At 71.2% G+C, this 19,811-nt stretch carries 15 protein-coding genes; 9 read left to right on the top strand and 6 right to left on the bottom strand.

Annotation, left to right across the window (positions count from 1 at the left end; genetic code table 11):
* Window positions 1–31 precede the first annotated feature (31 nt).
* Window positions 32–2,158, top strand: coding sequence for a glycosyl hydrolase (locus WME83_RS41340; RefSeq protein ID WP_437315206.1), 2,127 nt, complete (start codon window positions 32–34; stop codon window positions 2,156–2,158).
* Window positions 2,159–2,221: 63 nt separating this feature from the next.
* Here the strand turns inward: WME83_RS41340 and WME83_RS41335 are convergent, their stop codons facing one another.
* From WME83_RS41335 to WME83_RS41315, 5 genes are all read right to left on the bottom strand, one after another.
* Window positions 2,222–3,967 (bottom strand): class II glutamine amidotransferase, encoded by a 1,746-nt coding sequence (locus tag WME83_RS41335; protein ID WP_437315205.1) that lies wholly within the window; start codon window positions 3,965–3,967, stop codon window positions 2,222–2,224.
* A 21-nt stretch (window positions 3,968–3,988) separates the two neighbouring features.
* Window positions 3,989–5,023, bottom strand: a complete 1,035-nt coding sequence (locus WME83_RS41330; protein WP_437315204.1) for an alpha-E domain-containing protein — start codon at window positions 5,021–5,023, stop codon at window positions 3,989–3,991.
* Entirely contained in the window at window positions 5,020–6,693 is a 1,674-nt protein-coding gene (locus WME83_RS41325) for a circularly permuted type 2 ATP-grasp protein (protein WP_437315203.1), read from the bottom strand. Before WME83_RS41325 ends, WME83_RS41330 begins: the two co-directional genes overlap by 4 nt.
* A gap of 54 nt (window positions 6,694–6,747) precedes the next feature.
* Window positions 6,748–7,215 (bottom strand): response regulator, encoded by a 468-nt coding sequence (locus WME83_RS41320; protein ID WP_020740151.1) that lies wholly within the window; start codon window positions 7,213–7,215, stop codon window positions 6,748–6,750.
* 493 nt (window positions 7,216–7,708) lie between these two features.
* Complete coding sequence (locus tag WME83_RS41315) at window positions 7,709–9,607, bottom strand: chloride channel protein (protein ID WP_437315202.1); 1,899 nt, start codon at window positions 9,605–9,607, stop codon at window positions 7,709–7,711.
* 221 nt (window positions 9,608–9,828) lie between these two features.
* Here WME83_RS41315 and WME83_RS41310 point away from each other — a divergent pair, with 221 nt between their 5' ends.
* Both WME83_RS41310 and WME83_RS41305 read left to right on the top strand, forming a co-directional pair.
* Entirely contained in the window at window positions 9,829–10,197 is a 369-nt protein-coding gene (locus WME83_RS41310; RefSeq protein WP_061629806.1) for a hypothetical protein, read from the top strand.
* Window positions 10,198–10,302: 105 nt separating this feature from the next.
* Window positions 10,303–10,689: a hypothetical protein gene (locus WME83_RS41305; RefSeq protein ID WP_437315201.1), complete on the top strand. Its 387-nt coding sequence runs from the start codon at window positions 10,303–10,305 to the stop codon at window positions 10,687–10,689.
* A 175-nt stretch (window positions 10,690–10,864) separates the two neighbouring features.
* Here WME83_RS41305 and WME83_RS41300 read toward each other — a convergent pair whose 3' ends face one another.
* Window positions 10,865–11,569 carry a hypothetical protein gene (locus WME83_RS41300; RefSeq protein WP_437315200.1) on the bottom strand — a complete coding sequence of 235 codons (705 nt, stop codon included), beginning with the start codon at window positions 11,567–11,569 and terminating at the stop codon, window positions 10,865–10,867.
* Window positions 11,570–12,055: 486 nt separating this feature from the next.
* Between WME83_RS41300 and glgC the strand changes: the two genes are divergently transcribed.
* The 6 genes from glgC to WME83_RS41270 all read left to right on the top strand — a co-directional run bounded on the left by glgC (window position 12,056) and on the right by WME83_RS41270 (window position 19,789).
* Window positions 12,056–13,324 carry a glucose-1-phosphate adenylyltransferase gene (glgC, locus tag WME83_RS41295; protein ID WP_061621780.1) on the top strand — a complete coding sequence of 423 codons (1,269 nt, stop codon included), beginning with the start codon at window positions 12,056–12,058 and terminating at the stop codon, window positions 13,322–13,324.
* A gap of 234 nt (window positions 13,325–13,558) precedes the next feature.
* Window positions 13,559–14,254, top strand: a complete 696-nt coding sequence (locus WME83_RS41290; protein WP_437315199.1) for a metallophosphoesterase — start codon at window positions 13,559–13,561, stop codon at window positions 14,252–14,254.
* A gap of 122 nt (window positions 14,255–14,376) precedes the next feature.
* Window positions 14,377–15,324, top strand: coding sequence for a 50S ribosomal protein L11 methyltransferase (locus WME83_RS41285; protein WP_437315198.1), 948 nt, complete (start codon window positions 14,377–14,379; stop codon window positions 15,322–15,324).
* Window positions 15,321–16,079 carry an RsmE family RNA methyltransferase gene (locus WME83_RS41280; RefSeq protein ID WP_020740143.1) on the top strand — a complete coding sequence of 253 codons (759 nt, stop codon included), beginning with the start codon at window positions 15,321–15,323 and terminating at the stop codon, window positions 16,077–16,079. Before WME83_RS41285 ends, WME83_RS41280 begins: the two co-directional genes overlap by 4 nt.
* 50 nt (window positions 16,080–16,129) lie before the next feature.
* Complete coding sequence (locus WME83_RS41275; RefSeq protein ID WP_437315197.1) at window positions 16,130–17,068, top strand: hypothetical protein; 939 nt, start codon at window positions 16,130–16,132, stop codon at window positions 17,066–17,068.
* A gap of 321 nt (window positions 17,069–17,389) precedes the next feature.
* On the top strand, window positions 17,390–19,789 hold the full coding sequence (locus WME83_RS41270; protein ID WP_437315196.1) for a type VI secretion system Vgr family protein: 2,400 nt from the start codon (window positions 17,390–17,392) through the stop codon (window positions 19,787–19,789).
* The last annotated feature ends 22 nt before the right edge of the window (window positions 19,790–19,811 follow it).

Here is a 19,811-nt window from a genome sequence, read left to right as displayed (position 1 = left end):
AGGGAGCAAGAGAATGATGTTGAAGCATCCGATGCTACGGACTTTCACGTTGCTGAGCTGCCTGTGCGCCATCGCCGCCTGCGGCGACGACGAGCAGCCGCCGACCCCGCCGGCCAACAATGACGGCGGGGGAGGCGGCGGAGGGGGCGACGGCGGCTCCGGCGGCGTGATGGTCGAGACGTGGGAGCTCGACCGCGACAAGCCGCTGTCGAAGGTCGAGCCGGAGTTCGAGCAGTCGGCGCACCCGCTCGAGCCGGCCTCTGCCCTGTCCGATCTGGAGGCCCCGCTCCCCACGAACGCCACCTGGATGAACTTCGTGCTCGGCGCCGGCGATCAGCGGATCAACGCCGCGCCGTACGACCTCAAGGCGCTCGGACAGGGGCTGTCGATCTCCCGGCCGGACGTCGCGGTGGCGAAGGCGTCCGTCACGACGGCGGATGTCTCGCACCTCGGCCTGAGCGCGCGAGAGGCCTTCTCCGGCCACGCGGTCACGTCGTCCGACCTTCTCTCGGTCACCGTGGAGTGGAAGGCGCAGGGCGGCACCATGACCGCGCCCATCGTCTACGGGATGCCCTATGTCACGACCACGTACGCCGGGCTCCGCCCGTCCGTGCGCGCCGGCGACGGCGTGGCGATCACCGCGGTGAACGGCGAGTCGACGAGCCCGACCGAGGTCACGGGCGATCGATTCGAGATCTCGCTCAACAACGGCCAGACGTGGGTCCTCTACGCGTTCCCCGAGATCACCCTCGAGTGGGACGCGCTCTCCATGGTGGCGCGCGCGCCGTACGAGGGCTCGCTCCGCCTCGCGCTCGTGCCGGGGCCGAACGCGGCGGCGGAGCTCGACAAGCACGCCGCCGCCATCCCGGTCGGCGGCGACGTCGAGGCGACGGTCACCGAGGACACCGCCTCGGTGCGCTTCGTCTGGAAGACGGAGGGCGAGGGCGATCTCCTGACCATGGCCCTCCCGCACCACCAGGAGCGGCTCGAGATGGCGAAGGGCGCGGACATCGCGTATCCGACCGTGATCGGCAAGATGAAGGGCATCTCCGGGGCGAGCTGGGAGCTCGTGTACCCGCTCAGCACGATCGGCTGGGACTCGCCGCGCCGCGTCTCGGACGAGTGGGGCGAGATCGTCGCGGACGCGCTCGAGGAGGAGCGGTCGTTCACGCCCAAGCAGGACGTCGCCGGCGTGGACCCCTATTTCGGGGGCAAGCAGATCGCGAAGCTCGCGCGCCTCGCGCAGATCGCCGAGGCGGTCGAGAAGGAGGACCTCGCCGAGGAGCTCAGGGCGCGGCTCAAGTCGCAGCTCAACCCGTGGCTCAACGGCGAGAACGAGAATCCCTTCGTCTACGACACGACGTGGGGCGGCATCGTGACGACCATGGGTCTGGAGAGCGAGACCGCCGACTTCGGCCAGGGGTATTACAACGATCACCACTTCCACTACGGCTACTTCCTCTATGCCGCGGCCGTCCTGGCGAAGTCCGACGCGGACTGGCGCGACGAGTACGCCGACAAGGTGCTCTGGCTCGCCCGCGACATCGCGAATCCGAGCGCGAAGGACCCGCATTTCACGCCGTTCCGCAGCATGGATTGGTTCAGGGGGCACTCCTGGGCATCGGGGCTGTTCCCGTTCGCGGACGGCCGCAACCAGGAGTCGACGTCCGAGGCCGTCAACGCCTGGTACAGCCTGAAGCTGCTCGGCGAGGCGCTCGAGAACGATGACGTGAAGAACATCGGCCGGGTGCTCCTCGCCATGGAGACGGCCTCCGCGCAGACGTATTGGCAGATCACCTCGAACGGCACGGTCTACGACGTGCCCTTCAAGGAGAACGGCGCCGTCGGCGTCCTCTGGTCCACGAAGGCCGACTTCGGGACGTGGTTCGGGGAGAACCCGGAGTACGTCTATGGGATCCAGATCCTCCCGATCACCCCCATCTCGGAGTCGCTGATCTCGAAGGACTGGGTCAACTACGCGTGGCCGGCGATGGAGGCTGCCTCGACGGGCGCAGAGGACCCGTGGAACGCCTTCCTCATCGCGGCGCACGCGACCATCGACAAGGAGGCGGCCTGGGAGGAGGCGCAGGCCCAGACCGCGCTCGACGACGGCCTCAGCAGGACGGCGCTCCTCTACTGGATCGCCACGCGGCCCTGAGCCGCGCCCTCCGAGCGGCCCTGAGCCGTCCTCTCCCTCAGCGGCCCTGAGCCGCGCTCTCCCTCAATCGATCGGCTCGACCCGCACGTCGACCTCGAGGCGCTCCGCGCCGCCCCCCACGAAGATGGTGCCCGAGGTCGGCGTCGCGTCCATGTAGTTGCGCCCGACCGCGACGCGGATGTGCTCGGTCTGGGTCAGGATCCCGTTCGTCGGGTCGAAGCCCTTCCAGCCGATCTCCGGCAGGTACACCTGCACCCAGGCGTGCGACGCCTCGCTCTGCCGCTGGTTCTCGTGCTTCGGCCCCGTGTAGATGTACCCGCACACGTAGCGCGACGGCACGCCGAGCAGCCGCGTCAGGCAGATGAACAGGTTCGTGAAATCCTGGCACACGCCGCGGCGGTTCGCGTACACGTCGAACGCCGTCGTGAACACGTTCGTCGCCCCCTGCTTGTACTCGTACTCCTGGAAGATCGACGCGTTCAGGTCGAGCAGCGTGTCGAGCAGGTCGTAGTCGTTCCGCTCGACGAACGTCATCGCGTACTCGATGAGCTCCGCGAGCTCGCTCTCCGCCAGCTCCGGCGGCAGGAGGAACGGCTGCAGGATCTGCCGCTGCCACGGCATCCACACGAGCGGGATCGTCGAGCGGGCGCGCAGCGGGCGGAAGCTCAGCGGATCGGTGTCGAGCAGCTCCACCCGCGACTTCGACTCGATGATGAGCTCCTTGAACGGCGTGTCGAGCAGCACCCGCCGCGCGCGGTTGCCGAAGACGTCGTCGTAATCGCGCTGCTGGCCCTCGACCGACAGGTTGATCTCGTTGTGGAGCAGCGCCTGCAGCCGGTCGTGCGCCGGCGTCAGCCGCAAGAGGTGCGTGCTGCGCTCGACCGCGGTCGCGTAGTGGTACGCCGTGCGGTGCACCACGTGGAAGCGGCGGATCGGCGCGTGCGTCGGGCGGCGGACCGGGCGCGACGAGAGCGGCGGCACGGACGGCGCCGCCCGGCGGCCGTCGGTGCGCGGGGTCGCCCTGGCCCGCAGCGCGCCCTGCCGCAGCACGACGAGGTGGCCCGGCGGGACGCGCGTCCAGGTCGCGGGCTGCGCCCCCGCGTGGACCTTGAGCTCCTCCGACGAGACGATGACGCCCTTGCGGCTCTTGACCCCCCGGCGGGTGAGATCGACCTCGAGGTCCTCGTCCCCGAACGCGAGCCGCTCGTACGGCGGCAGCACCTCCCAGAGGAACGCGTCCCCCTCGCGATCGCGATCCGCGTAGACGACGAGGTCGCGGCCGTCGGCGAGCACCGACGTGAGCGGGCCGTGCTCGTTCATCTCGTCGAACCAGTCGCGCAGGACCGCCGGATCGATGTCGCCGATGCTCCGGAGGCCCTCCGACGCCATCCAGCGGAGCAGCTCGCACAGGATGAGCTCCGTGTCCGTCGACCCGACCGGCTGGAAGAGCGACTTCGGATCGACCTCGATCCGGTCGACCAGGCTGCCGCTGTGCGCGAACAGCCAGTCGCGCCCGCCCCAGCTCCGGCTGAACGGCTGCGTGTTGGCGTCGTTGATGCTGCCCCACGTCGCCGTGCGGATGTGCAGCACGAGCAGCGACGACTCGAGGTGCTCCCACGCCTTCACGAGCTCGCTGCGGATGCTCCCCTGCGGCGGCGCCGGCTCCTTGAGCACCGAGGCGCTCGGCTCGCCCCCCGGGTAGTAGCCGATGCCCCAGCCGTCGGGCAGCTTGCCCCCGGGGCGCAGGCACGTGAGATCGAAGCTCGGGGCGAGCTCGCCCTCGAACGACATCGCGAGGAGGTTCGGCATGGATACGTCGGCGGGTCTTGGCTACTGGCTCGTGGCGGAGGGACTGCTGTCGGGCGGCCCGTAACCGAGCAGCTCGCGACCGATACCGTCGCAGATCGTGGCTGTCTCGTCGACCACATGGGTGAGCGCCGCGTGGACCGCGAGCGGATCGAACGGCTCGCCCGCCCTGTCGGCGACCCACTGGTGCAAGAGGTGCAGCCGCGTGAGGCTCTCGCCCCCGGGCAGCGTCGCGCTCTCCTGCGGCCGGATCTCGCAGAGCCGGGCGAACGCCGCGTGCACGCAGTGCCGGATCGAGCGCGGGAAGCGGGGCTCGAAGAGGAGGAACTGTGCGACCGCCTGCGGGCTCACCTGACCTTGGTGCAGCTTCATGAACGGCTCGAACCCGGAGCAGGCGCGGAGGAGCGAGAGCCAGAGCGCCGTCTCCACCACCCGGTGGCGCCGGGGCACGCCGCCCTGCCGGGCGCCGTTTCTGTCGGACCTCGGCTGTTCCATCGTGGTCAGGGCGTGGTGGTGGACGTCGAGCGTGCGCGCGGTCTGCCCGACGCGCTCCATCAGCACGCCGAGCCAGATGAAATCGAGCGGCGTGTCGTGGAGCATCGTGCTCTGGGTGAGCCCGAGGCAGAGCTGGGTGAGCTGCCGCACGCGCCGGTAGAAGGCGTAGCGGCTCGACCGGAACTCCTCCAGCGCCTGCTCGCCGTTCATCCAGAGGTGGAGCTCGTTGACGGTCTCCCACGCCTCGAGGCTGACGACCTCGCGGATCGACCGCGCGTTGAAGCGCGCTGCGGAGCTCGAGCGGCGGAGGCTCGTCGGGTTGTCCTCGTCGAGGCTCATGTAGCGCTGCACGAGCTCGCCGTCGGCCGCGGCGTCCTCGCCGTGCACCTCGGCGAAGTGCGCCTTCTGCCCGGCCACGATGATGACCGGCAGCCAGCACTGCTGCGGCGAGAGCTCGGCGTCGAGCGCGAGGTGCTGCGTGACGGCGAGGATCCGGGCCACGCTCTCGGTCCGCTCGAGGTAGCGGCCGAACCAGAAACAGTGATCGGCGACGCGGGAGATCACGGGGCCTCCGTGGGGTCGGACGGGGGCGGGGAAGGTGGGGGTCGGGAGGGTGGGGGCCGGGAGGACGGCGGCGCCGCGCTGGAGGCGCCGTTGCTCGCGGCCTCGGGCGCGGGGCTCGCGGCGCCGACCGACGGGGGCCGCTCCGCGCCGTCCCCCGGGCCCTTCAGGACCCACGTGTCCTTCGAGCCCCCGCCCTGGCTGGAGTTGACGACGTACGAGCCGGCCACGAGGGCGACGCGCGTGAGCCCGCCGGGCAGCACCCACGGGCCGTCGCGGCCCGTCAGCACGTACGGGCGGAGGTCGAGCCGGCGCGGGACCGCGACCCTGGAGGCCGGGTCCCAGGTGGGGCTCGTCGACAGCTCGACCCGGTGCTGCGCGATGTAGCGGCGCGGCGTCGCCTCGATGCGCGCGCGGAACTCCTCGCGCTGCGCGGCGGTCGACTGCGGGCCCATGAGCATGCCGTAGCCGCCGGCCTCGTCGACCGCCTTGACGACCAGCTCGTGCAGGTGCTCGAGCACGTAGCGGCGATCGTCGTCGCGCATGCACAGGTAGGTGGGGACCTGCTCGAGGATCGGCTCCTCGCCGAGGTAGTAGCGGATCATCTCGGGCACGAAGGGGTACACGGCCTTGTCGTCGGCCACGCCGTTGCCGGGCGCGTTCGCGAGCGCGACGTTGCCGGCGGCGTAGGCGCGCATCAGGCCGCGCACGCCGAGCAGGCTGTCGGGGCGGAAGGCCTCGGGGTCGAGGAACGCCTCGTCGATGCGGCGGTAGATGACGTGGACCCGGCGCGGGCCGCGCGTCGTCCGGACGAAGACCTGGTCCTGATCGACGAAGAGGTCGGGCGCCTGGACGAGCTCGAGCCCCATCGTGCGCGCGAGGAAGCTGTGCTCGAAATACGCCGAGTTGTACGGCCCCGGCGTGAGCACGACCGCGCTCGTGCCGCTCGGGCTCACGGGCGACACCGAGCGCAGCGTCTCGGCGAGCCGGGCCGGGTAGTGGTCGACCCGCTGGACGCGCGCCTTGTCGAGCAGGTGCGGCAGCACGCGCTTGCTGATGAGCCGGTTCTCCAGGACGTAGGACACGCCGGACGGGGTGCGGAGGTTGTCCTCGAGGACGCGGAAGGTCCCGGCCGGATCGCGGATGATGTCGACGCCCGCGATGTGGATGCGCACCCCGCCCGGGGGCCGCAGGCCGTGGACCTGCTTCAGGTACTGCCCCGAGCCGAGCACGAGGTCCCGGGGGATGCGCTCGTCCTTCAGGATGCGCTGGTCCCCATAGACGTCGTCGAGGAACAGGCCGAGCGCGCGGACGCGCTGCTCGAGGCCGCGCTCCATGTGGGCCCAGTCGGCCGCGGAGAGCATCCGGGGGATGAGGCAGAGCGGGAAGATCTTCTCCGCGCCGCGCTGGTCCGCGTAGACCGAGAAGGTGACGCCCTGGTTGAGCAGGGCGAGCTCCGCGAGCTGCTGCGCGCGCGCGAACTCGTTCGGCGCGAACGCGCCGAGGAGCGTGGCAGTGCGCAGGAACTCGGGTCGTGGGGCGCCGTCTGGGCCAAACAGCTCGTCGTAGGCGCCGGGGAGGGGAGCGTAGCCGGCGAAGAGGCCGGCACCCGGGGTCTCTAACAACACTGGGGTGAAGCTACCGCTGGACGGCCCTCGAGGTCCATGGGCCATTTGCGGTTTCGATGGGCTCGATTGGATGGCGCGCGCGCTCGTGAGCGCCGGATCCTACTCGGCGCCGAGGATCTGACGCTCCCGGCAGTGCGTGAGCTCGTCGACCGCGGCCAGGAAGGCGTCGTAGTCGATCGGCTTGGGGAGCACGCGAGCGACACCGAGGCTCGTCGCGTCATGTTTTGAAGACGCGGATGAAACAATGACTGGTATACGCGCCGTCTTCTCGTTGTGCCGGAGCGCCGTGAGCAGGCCCCAGCCGTCCATCACCGGCATCATGATGTCGACGACGAGCAGGTCCGGCGGCGCGATCTGATCGAGCAGCGCCAGCGCCTCCTCCCCGTTCGAGGCGCAGCGCACCTCGTAGCCGCCCTCGCTCTCCAGGATCATGCTCACGACCTCCTGGATGCTGGGCTCATCGTCGACGACAACCACGAGCTTGGCGCGGCTGTTGGGCGCGCTCGAGCGTGTTCGTACCTCTGCGTTGCGCCGCACCGTCCGACCTCCGAGCGTATCGACCAGCATGCCCACTCTCCCCTGCGCGCTCTCCGGATCGAATTCCAGGGATGAACCAGAGTATCCCCCACGCCGCTGGTTCCGTCGCTGCGTGGAATCCAAGATTGAAAGCTCAGGAGACTCCCGAAACGGGCGGCGGCCCTGCGCGTGGGCATTTCGCCCGAGATCGCGATCGGCCGCGCGGCGCGACCAGGACATCCGCCTGCCCGCGCGCGCGTGAAGCCCGGGCGTTCGTGGCGAGGCCTGCGGGCGCCGAAAACTTGCCTTTTCCCGGAGGGCGCGCCCCGAGCGACGCGTTCGGCCGGTGTTCGCGATGCGCGCGGAGGACGCCCGTGACGCGCGCGGAGGACGCCCATGACGCGCGCGATGACGCCCATGACGCGCGTGGAGGACGCCCGTGACGCGCGCGATGACGCCCATGACGCGCAGGGATGACGCCCGTGACGCGCGCGGAGGACGCCCGTGACGCGCGCGGAGGACGCCCGTGACGCGCGCGCGGCTCCTACTGCGCCGTACCTTCGAGCTGCGCCGTGGCGTCGTGGTAGGCGCGCGTGACGTCGGACTCGTCCAGGATGCCGATGATCTTGCCGTCGCCGTCGGTGACCAGGAGCTCGCGCACGCGGAGCTCCAGCAGCACCTGGAGCGCGCGGTGCAGGTCCGCGGTCTCGCTGACCGAGGCGGGGCTCGCCATCATGTCGTGCGCGATCGCGAGCCCCGACAGCTCGGGGCTCATCGCGGTGGCGCGGAGGATCTCGGCGTCGATGGTCCCGATGACCTTGCCGTCCTCGGAGAGCACCGGGAAGGTGTCCTGCCACTCGCACGCCGCGATGCGCTCGACCACGACCGCCGCGGGCGTCCGCGCCTCGAACGACACGAACGGGCGGCTGCGGATGACGATGTCGGCGACGCGGATGCTGCGGAGCACGTCGACGATGAGCTCGTCGCGGTGCGCCGGGGACTCGCGCTTCGTCGCGACCTGCGCGCGGTACAGGGTGCTGTGCCGCAGCGCCACGAAGGCGATGCCCTCGCACAGCATGAGCGGCACGAGCAGGTCGTAGCTGCCGGCGAGCTCGCAGACCATGACGAGCGAGGCGATCGGCACGTGCGCGATGCCGCCGTAGAACGTGCCCATCCCGACGAGCGCGAACGCGCCGGGGTCGATGCGCGGGTCGTTGAAGAGGAGCTCCGCCGCGCGCCCGAACGCCCCGCCGGTGAGCGCGCCGAGCACGAGCGACGGGCCGAAGTCGCCGGCGCTGCCGCCCGAGCCCACGGTGAACGAGGTCGCGACGATCTTCGTGGCGAGCAGCACGAGCAGGAGCTGCACCCCCGTCCACCCGCTGGGCATCCACGAGGCCCCGGTGATCGCGACCTGGGCCGCCCCGTACCCCGCGCCCAGCAGGCCGAACCCTTGGCCCGGCCGGTCGAAGCGCGGCCCGAGGAGCATCAGCAGCGGGGTCACGAGCGCGCCGAGCGCGAGGCCGCCGAGCGCGGGCTTCGCCCAGATCGGCAGCCGGATCTGGTGCATCGTGTGCTCGACGGTGTGCAGCGTCCGGAGGAACACCGTGGCCACGAGCGAGACCACGAGCGCGAGGGCGGCGTAGAGCGGGAGGTGGGCCGGGATGAACGGGTAGCGGGGCGCGTGCGCGAAGAGGGTCGACTCGCCGAAGAAGTAGATGAAGACCGAGTACGAGACGACGCTGGCGAGGATGGACGGCACGAGCGCGTCGGCCTCGAAGTCGTCGCGGTGCAGCACCTCGACGGCGAGGAGCGCGGCCCCGAGCGGCGTCCGGAACACGGCCGACATGCCGGCGGCCGCGCCCGCGATGAGCAGGATCCGCCGCTCGCGCGCGCCCACCCGGAGGGCGCGCCCGATGATCGAGCCGATGGCGCCGCCGATCTGCATGGTCGGCCCCTCGCGCCCGCCGGAGCCGCCCGAGCCGAGCGTGAAGATCGAGGCGAGCGCCTTCACCAGCGGGACGCGGCGGCGCATGTTGCCGCCCAGCCGGTGGAACGCGTTGATGAAGGCGTCGCCGCCGCCGCCGCGCGTCTCGGGCGCGAGCTTCGCCGTGAGCAGCCCGCCGACGAGGGCGCCGACGGCCGGCAGGAGGCAGACGAGCCACGGCCGGAACGGCCCGGTGTGCACGCCGGTGAGCACCGCCTCGCCCTTCGCGCGGAGCGGCCTGTAGCCGGTGATCGCGACGAGGAGCTCGTGCTCGGCGAGCTCGAGGGCGGCGAAGAACAGCGAGCCGGCGATGCCGGCCGTCACGCCGACGAGGATCGCGTGGAGCAGCACCCGACCGACGAGCTGGAACGCGATCAGCCCCTGCGCCCTGGGGATCGGCGTGCGCACCGCCCCCATGCGGCTCGGGCGTGAAGCGTGGTCCTCGGGGGATGACATCATGAACTCGGGGGCCAGCGCCCCCCCGCCGATGGGCCTGGCAGGGGCGGTAGCTTCCCTGATCTTGCCGCGGGTTGCCGCCTGAAATCGCCGCCGGGAGCGACTTCTCCGGCGGGGACGCCCTGGCGTCGGCTTCCGATCGGCGCTCCCCCGCTCCATAGCGTGGAAGGAAGGAAGTGCGGGCGCGGTCTGCGGACCGGTCCGGGCGCGGGCGAGGTGGAGTCATGACGACCGATCGGATCACCGTCGAGTACGGCACCCTCATCACCGGAGACGAGAGCGTCGCGATGGGCGACGCGGCGGTCCAGACAACGGACGAGAGCGTCCGCACGACCGCCGAGACCGTGGTCACGCCCGTGGTGGCGCTGGACCTGGCGGCCGAGATCCTGACGGGCGCGCTGGGGCCGCTGATCGACGCGGACTACGTGCAGGGCAAGACGCAGTTCCGCGACGTGCTCTGCGACCGGATCGACATCTCGCAGCTCGAGGCGGAGGAGCTGGTCGACGACATGGAGCGGTCCGGGCGGATCCGCTTCATCGGCGCGGAGGAGGGCCGGGGGTGGCACGTGCAGCAAGGGGTCGGCGCGCGCTGAGCGTCGAGGCGTCGCGCGCCGTGGACCACGCGCCGCGCGCCGTGGTGCCCGATGAAACAATTCCCTTGCCGGCATAGTCAAGACATGGCCTACGTTGAGGCGCCTATGGAGGACGGTACGAAGCCGCGCAAGGCCGTGGTCCCGAGCGCTCCGCCCATTCCGCTCGTGATCGTGGCCGGCTGTCCTGCCGAGTTCGTCGCGGCGTGCCGGGAGGTGGGGGCGCGGCTCGGGGTCGCGGTGCGCGAGTGCGATCTGCGCTCGCTCCGGCCGACGATCGCGGCCTCGCAGCCCTATGCCGTCATCGTGACGGAGGATCTGTACCGGTTCGAGCCGGCGTCGTTCGATGCGGTCATCCGCCAGGCGCCGGCGTCGCTGGTGCGCATCGATTCCCGGGAGGCGCACGACGATTCGATGCGGCGGCTCCTCATCGACGCCATCTTCGAGTCCGCGGCGACCGAGCCGGGCAGCGGGATCCGGTCGATCCTCACGTGAAGCGGCCCGCCGCGGCGGCGCGGGGGCAGGGCACGGAGACGGAAGGCAGAGAGAAAAATCGCCGAGAAGCGAAGAACGCCAAGAGAGAAGGAAAATTTGTTCTTCCTCTCTCTTGGCGTCCTTGGCGCTCTTGGCGGTTCCATCTTCCGGCGCACCGCCGCCGCGGGCTGCAGCGTCAGGGGCGCCGCTTCATGCCGGGGAGGGTGGCCTTCTCGGTCGGGGGCTCGAGGTACTCGATCTGCTCGGCCGACATGATGCCGTACTTCGGGTTGGCCGCGGCGCCGCCGGTCGACTTCGTGAACGTCACGCCGTAGGTGCCGGTGACCTTCACCTTCGCGCCGACGGCCGGGATCGGGTTCGGCAGATCCTGCCCCCAGAACTCGTCGGTGAGCTTCGCCTCGTTCTCCTTGCCGCGCGGAGCCCGGTCGATCGCCTCGATCAGGCTGTAGATCTGCGCGAAGTTCGAGGCCCAGCCCATCACCTCGATCACGTCCTTCGTCTCGCCCTTCTCGTCGGCGATCGCGAAGCTCGGGACCGGCGCCTTACAGTCCGGCGGGTCGGCCTTGCCCGTCTTGTGGACGGCGCAGGCCGGGGCCTCCGCGAGGTTCGTCTTGACGATGTAGCCGACGATCGAGAGCTTCTTGCCGTTCACGTCCTCGAAGTGGACGCGGCTCCGGAGGTCGTGCGTGACGCCCCACACCGTGTAGGCGTCGCCCTGCTTCTTGTTCTTCGCGGGGAGCGTCGGCACGGCGGGCAGGTTCGGCTTCTGGCCGCTGAACGCGGGCTTGGCTTGGTAGGGCTGCTCGTCCGTTCCGCACCCTGAAGTGCCCGCGACGAGGAGGATAGCGGCGGCGAGGGTTCGACCGAATCGGGCGTTCATGGCATCTCCAAGGTCAACGTGACGGGGGCATCCGGCAGGAAAGATCCAGCGCTGGAGTAGCCTCCGGACGGCGGTGCGCCGCGTGCGGATCAGGCGCCTCTCGCGTGCGCGCGCGGCGGCGGAAACGGCTAACACGGCCGCGAGCGGATCGTAAAGAGAAACGGAAACGTCCCCCTCTCTTCATCGGGCGGCCACGCGGCGGCGCGCCGCCGCGGAGGTCGACGTTCCCCCGCCGGAGCGGCCGCTCGCGGGCCGGCGCGGGAGCGCGCGGGACCTTCGACGCGCGCGGGCTGCCCGCGGCGCGGGCCGGCCGCGGCGCGGGCCGGCCGCGTGGGGGAGGGTCGCTGGCTCGCTCGTTACGCACGTGGGGCGCGCGTTACGCGGGCCTTCGCGGCGTTCTCCCGGCCCTCGGGCGTCCGTGAAACCGCGGAGGGCGCGTTTCCGCTCTTCGCGCTGGCAACATCGATCGAGTACCCTCTCCGTCCCATGCGCGAGACGACCCTGCGCGCCGCTTTCGAAGCGTCGAAGGTTTTGGTGATGATCCTCGCTGGCGGCGAAGGCCGCCGGCTCGGCCCGCTAACGCACGACCGGGCGAAGCCGGCCGTGCCGTTCGGCGGCCGCTACCGGATCATCGACATCGTCCTCTCGAACTTCGTCAACTCCGGCCTGCACCGAATCAAGATCCTCACGCAGTACAAGAGCGCGTCGCTAGACGAGCACATCGCCCGAGCTTGGCGCCTGTCGCCGATGCTCGACAGCTTCATCGAGACCGTCCCGGCGCAGCAGCGCACGGGCAAGAGCTGGTTCAAGGGATCGGCCGACGCGGTCTACCAGACCCAGCACGTCATCACCGACGAGTCGCCCGAGCACCTCTGCATCTTCGGCGGCGACCACGTCTACAAGATGGACGTGCGCCAGATGCTGCACGATCACCTCGCGCGCGGCGCCGACGTGACCGTGGCCGCCATCCCGGTGTCCAAGGAAGAGGCCCGCGCCTTCGGCGTCATCGAGTGCGACGAGGCGGGGCGGATCATCGCCTTCCACGAGAAGGTGCAGGATCCGCCGAGCATGCCCGGCAGGCCGGGCATGTGCCTCGCGTCGATGGGCAACTACATCTTCAAGACCCCGGCGCTGCTCGACGTCCTCGAGCAGGACGCCGCGACCGAGGACAGCGCGCACGACTTCGGCCGCGACATCATCCCGCGGATGGTGAAGAGCGGCAGCCGCGTCTATGTCTACGATTTCCACGAGAACCGCGTCCCTGGCGAGGACGAGGGCGCGGGGTACTGGCGCGACATCGGGACGATCGACGCCTACTGGGCGGCCCAGATGGATCTCGTCAGCATCCAGCCGGCGTTCAACTTCTACAACCCGCGCTGGCCGATCCGGACGGGCATCAGCCACGACCCGCCCGCCAAGTTCGTCTTCCGCGACGAGGCGAACGCGCGCGTCGGCATCGCGACGGACAGCCTCGTCTCGCTCGGGTGCATCATCTCCGGCGGCCGGATCCACCGGAGCGTGCTCTCGAACCGGGTCCGCGTGAACTCCTTCAGCCACATCGAGGAGTGCGTGCTGTTCGAGGACGTCAAGATCGGGCGCCACGTGAAGCTGCGCCGCTGCATCATCGACAAGGACGTCGAGATCCCCGCCGGCGCCGAGATCGGCTTCAACCTCGAGGAGGACCGCAAGAAGTGGTTCGTCAGCGAGGGCGGGATCGTCGTCATCCCGAAGCGCGCGAAGATCGACTCCCCGTAACGCTCCTGACCGGCCCGCCGCGCCCGCGGCGGGCGCCGGCCCCAGGCCAGCCCGCCCGCTCGGCCGCGGCGGCGGAGGCCGGCGACGCAGTCGTAACTACCTGAAATTCAAGGAAAAACGTCGATCGTGGCCCCCGGCGGCGGCGGGCGTTGCCGCCGGGCGGGCGCCGCCGAGCTCGGGGGGCCGGGCCTGGAGGCCCCCTGAGCCGGGCGTCCCTGCTACGTTGGGTGTGCGATGCCGCGCACGATCATCATCGGTGACGTCCACGGCTGCCGGGATGAGCTGGCGCGGCTGATCGAGCACGTCGGCTTCACGTCGGGCGATCGGGTGGTCATGGTCGGCGACCTGATCGTGCGCGGGCCGGATCCGTGCGGAACGCTCGATCTGCTCCGGGAGCTCGGCGCGATCTCGGTGCGGGGCAACCACGAGGATCGGCTGCTCCGCTGGCGCGCGGGGCGCAGCGATCCGCGCGGCGAGCCGCTGGGGGAGCTGTCGAAGGAGACCGCGCAGCAGCTGCGCAAGCGCGACTGGGCGTGGCTCGAGACGCTGCCGTACTGGCTGGATCTGCCAGAGCACGGGCTCCGCGTCGTCCACGCGGGGTTGATCCCCGGGCTGCCGATCGAGCGGCAGGATCCGCACACGTTGATGTACGTGCGCTGCCTCGGCCGCTACGGCGAGCCGGTCGAGCGCCGCGGGGGCAAGACGCTGTGGGGCCAGACGTACCAGGGCCCGCCGCACGTGGTGTTCGGCCACAACGCGCGCAGCGAGCCGCAGATGCACGCGTGGGCGACCGGGATCGACACGGGCGCCGTCTACGGGGGGCGCCTCACCGCGATGGTGCTCCACGACGGCGAGCGCGTGCCGCCGCCCGCGTTGCGCGGCGAGGTGCTCGTCTCGGTCCCGGCCCGCCGCCGTTACGTAGGGCGGTAGAAATGCTCCGCGTCCTCCAGGGCTTCCGCGCGATCGGCGGCCCCGGCGCGCCGGATTTTCGTTAGGCTCCCGGCGCGCCGCCGCCGCTCTTCAGGCCGGCGGCACGTCACGGAGCAAGCCAGGTGGAGCCTCGATACCCGTTCGTTGCAGTCGATGTCCCCGAGCCGGAGGCCGACGAGATCGCCGCCGCGCTCTTCGAGCTGGGCGCCTCGGGCGTCGAGCAGCGCGACGAGCAGACGCTCGTGCGCGGCGCGCGCTCGGGCCAGGTGACGCTCGTCGCGAGCTTCGAGGATCACGGCGAGGCGGAGGCGGCGATCGCGGCGCTCGGGGAGCTCTCGCCGCCGCTCGCCGCGCGGCTGGAGGAGGTGGTGGGCGACGCCTGGCGCGACGCGTGGAAGGAGCACTTCGCGCCGTTCGCGCTGACGCCCACGATCACGGTGGTGCCGCCGTGGATCGAGCGCGCGCCGGAGCGCGAGGGCGAGCGGGTGCTGCTGCTCGAGCCGGGGAGGGCGTTCGGCACGGGCCTGCACGCGACGACCGCGCTCGTGGCGGAGCTGCTCGACGAGCACGCGGCCGAGCTCCGCGGCCGCGAGATCCTCGACGTGGGCACGGGCAGCGGGATCCTCGCGCTGGTCGCGCTGCTGCTCGGGGCGGAGCGGGCGGTCGCGATCGACAACGACGACGACGTGATCGAGGTGGTCCACGAGAACGCGGCGCGCAACGGCCTCGAGGGTCGCATCGAGGCGAGCGCCGGCGTGGTCGAGCAGGTGACGCGGCGGTTCCCGTGGGTGGTCGCGAACATCGAGGCGCGGGTGCTCCGGCCGATGGCGCCCGAGCTCGCGCGCGTGCTCGCGCCGGGCGGCTGGCTGATCCTGTCGGGCATCCTCGAGAGCGAGCGGGACGATCTCGTGGCGCGGTACACCTCGCTGCCGCTCGCGCACGTCGCGACCCGGCCGGATCCCGCGTCGGGGCGGGGCGAGCGCGCGGCCGGGCGGGGCGACGCGGGCGGCGAGGGCTGGGTGGCGCTCCTGTTCCGCGCGCCGGGCGGCGCGGCGCCCGCGGCGGGATGAGCGGCCAGGGGCTGCTCCGGGTGCCGCTCGGGTCGATCGCGGCGGGCGTGATCGCGCTGCCGCCGGAGGCGGCGAGCTACGTCGTGCGGGTGCACCGCCTCCGCGAGGGGGATCGGTTCGTGGTGTTCGATCCGGAGCTCGGGGTCGAGGCGGACGCCACGCTCGAGTCGATCGGCCGAAAGAGCGCGGAGGCGCGCATCGACGCGCCCCGGCCGGCGGCGCTGCGGCCGGGCCGGCGGGTGACGTGGATCCAGGCGGTCGGCAAGGGCGACAAGATGGACGCGGTGGTGCGCGACGCGACCGAGCTCGGGGCGACGCGGATCATCCCGGCGATCTCGGCGCGCAGCGTGGCGCGCCCGGGCGAGGACAAGAGCCAAAGGTGGCGCCGGATCGCGGTCGAGGCGGCGCGCCAGTGCGGCCGCGGGGACGCGCCGCGCGTCGACGCGCCGATGAGCCTCGCGGCGGCGCTCGAGGCGGCGGGGGCGGCGCGGCCCGGCGAGGGCGGCGCGCTGGGGATGGTGCTGGATCCCTACGCGGAGACGCCGCTCGGCGCGCGGCTCGGCGCGCTGTCGCCGGGCGTGGAGGCGGCGTTCGCGGTCGGTCCGGAGGGCGGGTTCACGCCGGAGGAGCTCGGCGTGTGCGCGGCGCTCGGGTTCGAGCGCGTGCGCCTCGGCGCGCTGACGCTGCGCACCGAGACGGTGTGCGCGGCGGCGCTCGGGGCGCTGATCGCGGTGAGCGACGCGCGCGGGGGGTGATGGGCCGGCGCTCCGCGAGCGGCGCGCTGGCCGGCGTCGGCCCGCGCGTCATGAGGACCTCTCCCGGCGCCGCCGCGCGGTGGATCGCGCGGCTCGCCATCGCGCTCGCGGTCGTCCCCTGCGCGTGCAACGGCGCGGCGGACGCGCCGAGGAGCGGGCGCGCGCCGCCGCAGGACGGCGCCGCGCTCGCCCCGCTCCGCGCCGAGGGGCAAGCGGAGCGAGGCCCGGCGCCGCCGCCGATCCCGACGGCCGCCGCGCCCGCGAGCGCGCCGCCCGAGCAGGCGCCGTGGCCTCGAGCGCGACCGCCGCGGGTCGAGACGGACTGGTGCATCGACGGCGTCGACGCGCTCGACGAGGAGACCTGCTACGCGCTGCCCGACGCGCCGACGCGCGCGCTGCTCATCTACCTCCACGGGATCGTCCCGCCGGGGAAGGAGAGCCAGCAGAAGACCAACTTCGAGACGGTCGTGTCGCGCGCCGCCCGGCGCGCGGGCGTCGCGGCCCTGATGCCGCGCGGCAAGGTCGGCCTCGCGCCGAAGGGGTACGCGCGCTGGTGGGGCTGGCCGACGGGCGGGCGGGCGTACGAGGAGCACGCCGCCGCGTTCGTGGCGACGTTCGCGGAGAAGCGGCGCAAGCTCGAGGAGGTCGCCGGCGTCGCGTTCTCGCGGGTGTACGTGGCCGGCTCGTCGTCGGGCGCGTTCTTCGCCGCGGCGCTCGCGCTGCGCGGCGGCATCGACGCCGACGGCTTCGGCGCGATGTCCGGCGGCGGCGGGCAGGCGACGCCCGAGCTCGCGACGCTCGCGCCCAGGCCGTTCTACATCGGCTTCGGCGCTCACGATTCGGTGGGCCGCTCGGCCCGCGCCCTCGCCGACGTCCTGCGCGGCGCGGGCTGGCCCGTGCGCGTCGCCGAGCATCCGGTCGGGCACGGCGCCAAGGAGGTCTACCTGGACGAGGCGTTCGCCTTCTGGCGCGAGCGCGACGCGCGCTAGGCGAGGGAACGGCCTCAGCGTCTCCCCTCGGCGCGCGCGGGCGCACCGCCGCCTGGGCTCCAGATGAGCTTCCGAGTCGCGGGCTCGTCCGGAGTCATCGATTCTCGTGAGCGATGGAAGCGATGGAGACGCGCGGACGCGGGTGTGTGGTGGTGGCATGAACCGGCCAGAGGCGGTTTGCGACGAGGGCCACACCGAGGGAGAGGACCGGTCCGGGCAGGCCCGATCTCCAGGATGGCGCAGGCGCACGCCGTTGCCTGTCGCGTCCCTCGGGTGGTAGCCTCGACAGGCGCGTTTCCTTCGAACGCCGCGGCGACGGCCATGAACGACCTTATCACCATCTCCTCGAGCATGCTCCCGTCCTCGACGCGCGTCGTCGGCTTTCGCGGCGTCGAGGCCGTCTCGGCGCCCTTCGAGATCGAGATCTTCCTCTCGTTCCAGGACACCGCGGCCGACGGCTTCGACCTCGCCGACGTGATCGGGGGCAAGGCGGTGCTCACCCTCGATCGCGCGGCGGACCGACTCCCTCCCTTCCTGTTCGCGGGCATCTTCGCGAGCTTCGAGCTCTTGCACGAGCTCGACGACCGCGCGCTGGCCCGCGCGCTCCTGGTCCCGAAGCTCTGGGAGCTCAAGCTGTCCAAGCACAGCCGGATCTTCACCAGGATGGCGCTGCCCGACGTCATCAAGTCTGTCCTCGAAGACAACGGGCTCGGCGTGGACGACTATGAGCTGCGCCTCGGCGAGTACGAGGTCGAGGAGCACATATGCCAGTACCGCGAGAGCGATCTCGACTTTCTCTCGCGGTGGATGGAGCGGGAGGGCATCTACTATTACTTCGAGCACCGCCCCGAGGGCGAGAAGCTCATCCTCTGCGACAACCGGTCGTACCCGGAAGATCCGGTCGGGGAGCCGGTCCGCTATCACCCGCAGCTCGGGCGTGACCACGGCGCGGGGGCGTCGTTCCGCACGTTCACCTGCCGGCACAAGACGCTCCCGGCCAAGATCATGCTCAAGGATTACGACTACGCCCGGCCGAACCTCGAGATCGCCGGCTCGGCCCGCGTCTCCGATACCGGCGTCGGGGAGGTGAGCCTGTACGGCGAGCGCTTCTTCTCGCCGGCGGCCGGCGAGCGCCTCGCCAAGCTCCGCGCCGAGGAGATGCTCGCCCGGCGGGTCCTCTACCACGCGGCGGGCACCCGGACGCACCTCCGGGCAGGCTACACGTTCGTCCTCGAGGACCACCCGCGCGCGTCGTTCAACGAGAGGCACCTCGTCGTCGAGGCGCACCATCATGGCAATCAGTCCGGCGGCTCCGAGGGCTACAAGGAGCTGCTCGACCTGCCGCACGAGGACGTCTACTTCGTCGAGATCACCGCGATCCCGGCCGGGACCCAGTTCCGCCCCGAGAGCCGCACCCCGTGGCCCCGCATCTACGGGTATGAGAACGGGATCGTCGATGGCCCCGCGGACAGCGAGTACGCGCAGATCGACGGCCTGGGTCGCTACAGCGTCAAGCTCTATTTCGACGAGAGCAGCTTGAAGGGCGGAAGCGCGTCCACGTTCGTGCGCATGATGCAGCCTCACGGCGGTGGGATCGAGGGGTTCCATTTCCCGCTCCGCAAGGGGACCGAGGTCGTGCTCAGCTTCCTCGGGGGCGACCCCGACCGCCCCGTCATCTCCGGCGTCGTCCCGAACGCGCTCACGCCGAGCCCCGTCACGAGCGGCAATCACACCAAGAACGTCATCCAGACCGGAGGGCGCAACCGGATCGAGCTCGAGGACAAGGCGGGCCAGCAGCGCGTCACCGTGTCGACGCCCTACTCGAACACGTACCTGCGGATGGGCGCGCCCAACGAGGAGCACGAGCTCATCGTCAAGACCGACGACAACACGCTGCTCGACGCCGGCAAGACCTTCGACCTCACGGTCGGCCAAAACGACGGCGGCTCGTGGAACTGCACCGTCAGGGACGCCTGGATCACCCACGTCGAGAAGGGGGTTCACGAGCTCTACGTCGACGCCGGCTCATCGTACACCGAGGTCGAGGGCGACACCTGGCTCCACGTCAAGACCGGCAATCGCTTCACCGACGTCGACGCGGGCACGATGACCACGACGGTGAAGGGCGACACCACGACGACCGTCAAGACGGGCAACTACACGGTCAACGTCGATACCGCCAACACGAAGATCGACACCAAGTCGGGCCAGACCGAGATCCTCAGCAAGGGCGACATCGTCATCAAGTCGGAGAGCGGCCAGATCACCATCGACGCCAAATCGGGCAAGATGACGATCCACGCGGCGCAGGGGATCGACATCAAATCCGAGGGCGACATCAGCGTCAGCGGCGCGCAGAAGTGGTATCAGTACACCACCGGCGACTGGTTCAAGTTCAACGTCAGCGCCGGCATCTCGGTCACGCTCGGGCTGACGAGCGACACCAAGGTCGGGCTCACGAACGAGAATTACATCGGCGGGAAGGTCTCCTCGACCCTCGGCGGCTTCGCGGAGTTCAACGCGGCCTACAAATTCGCGATGACGGCGGCGATCAGCATGGAGTACAAGTTCGGCGCCTCCCTGTGCATCAACGCCGCGGCCGAGGTGACGGCGAAGCTCACCGCGGTCAAGGAGGTGGCCGCCGCGATCGAGAAGATGCCGGCGTGGATGGGCACGAGCGCGGTGAGGTACAGCCTCTCCGGCATCCATACGCTCATGTGACGGCGCGGCGCGTCTACCCTCG

Source organism: Sorangium sp. So ce385 (assembly GCF_051474135.1).
Classification (GTDB): Bacteria; Myxococcota_A; Polyangia; order Polyangiales; family Polyangiaceae; genus Sorangium; species Sorangium cellulosum_D.
The sequence above is the reverse complement of the archived record's forward strand: the minus strand, read 5'-3'. Positions and strand labels throughout refer to the sequence as shown.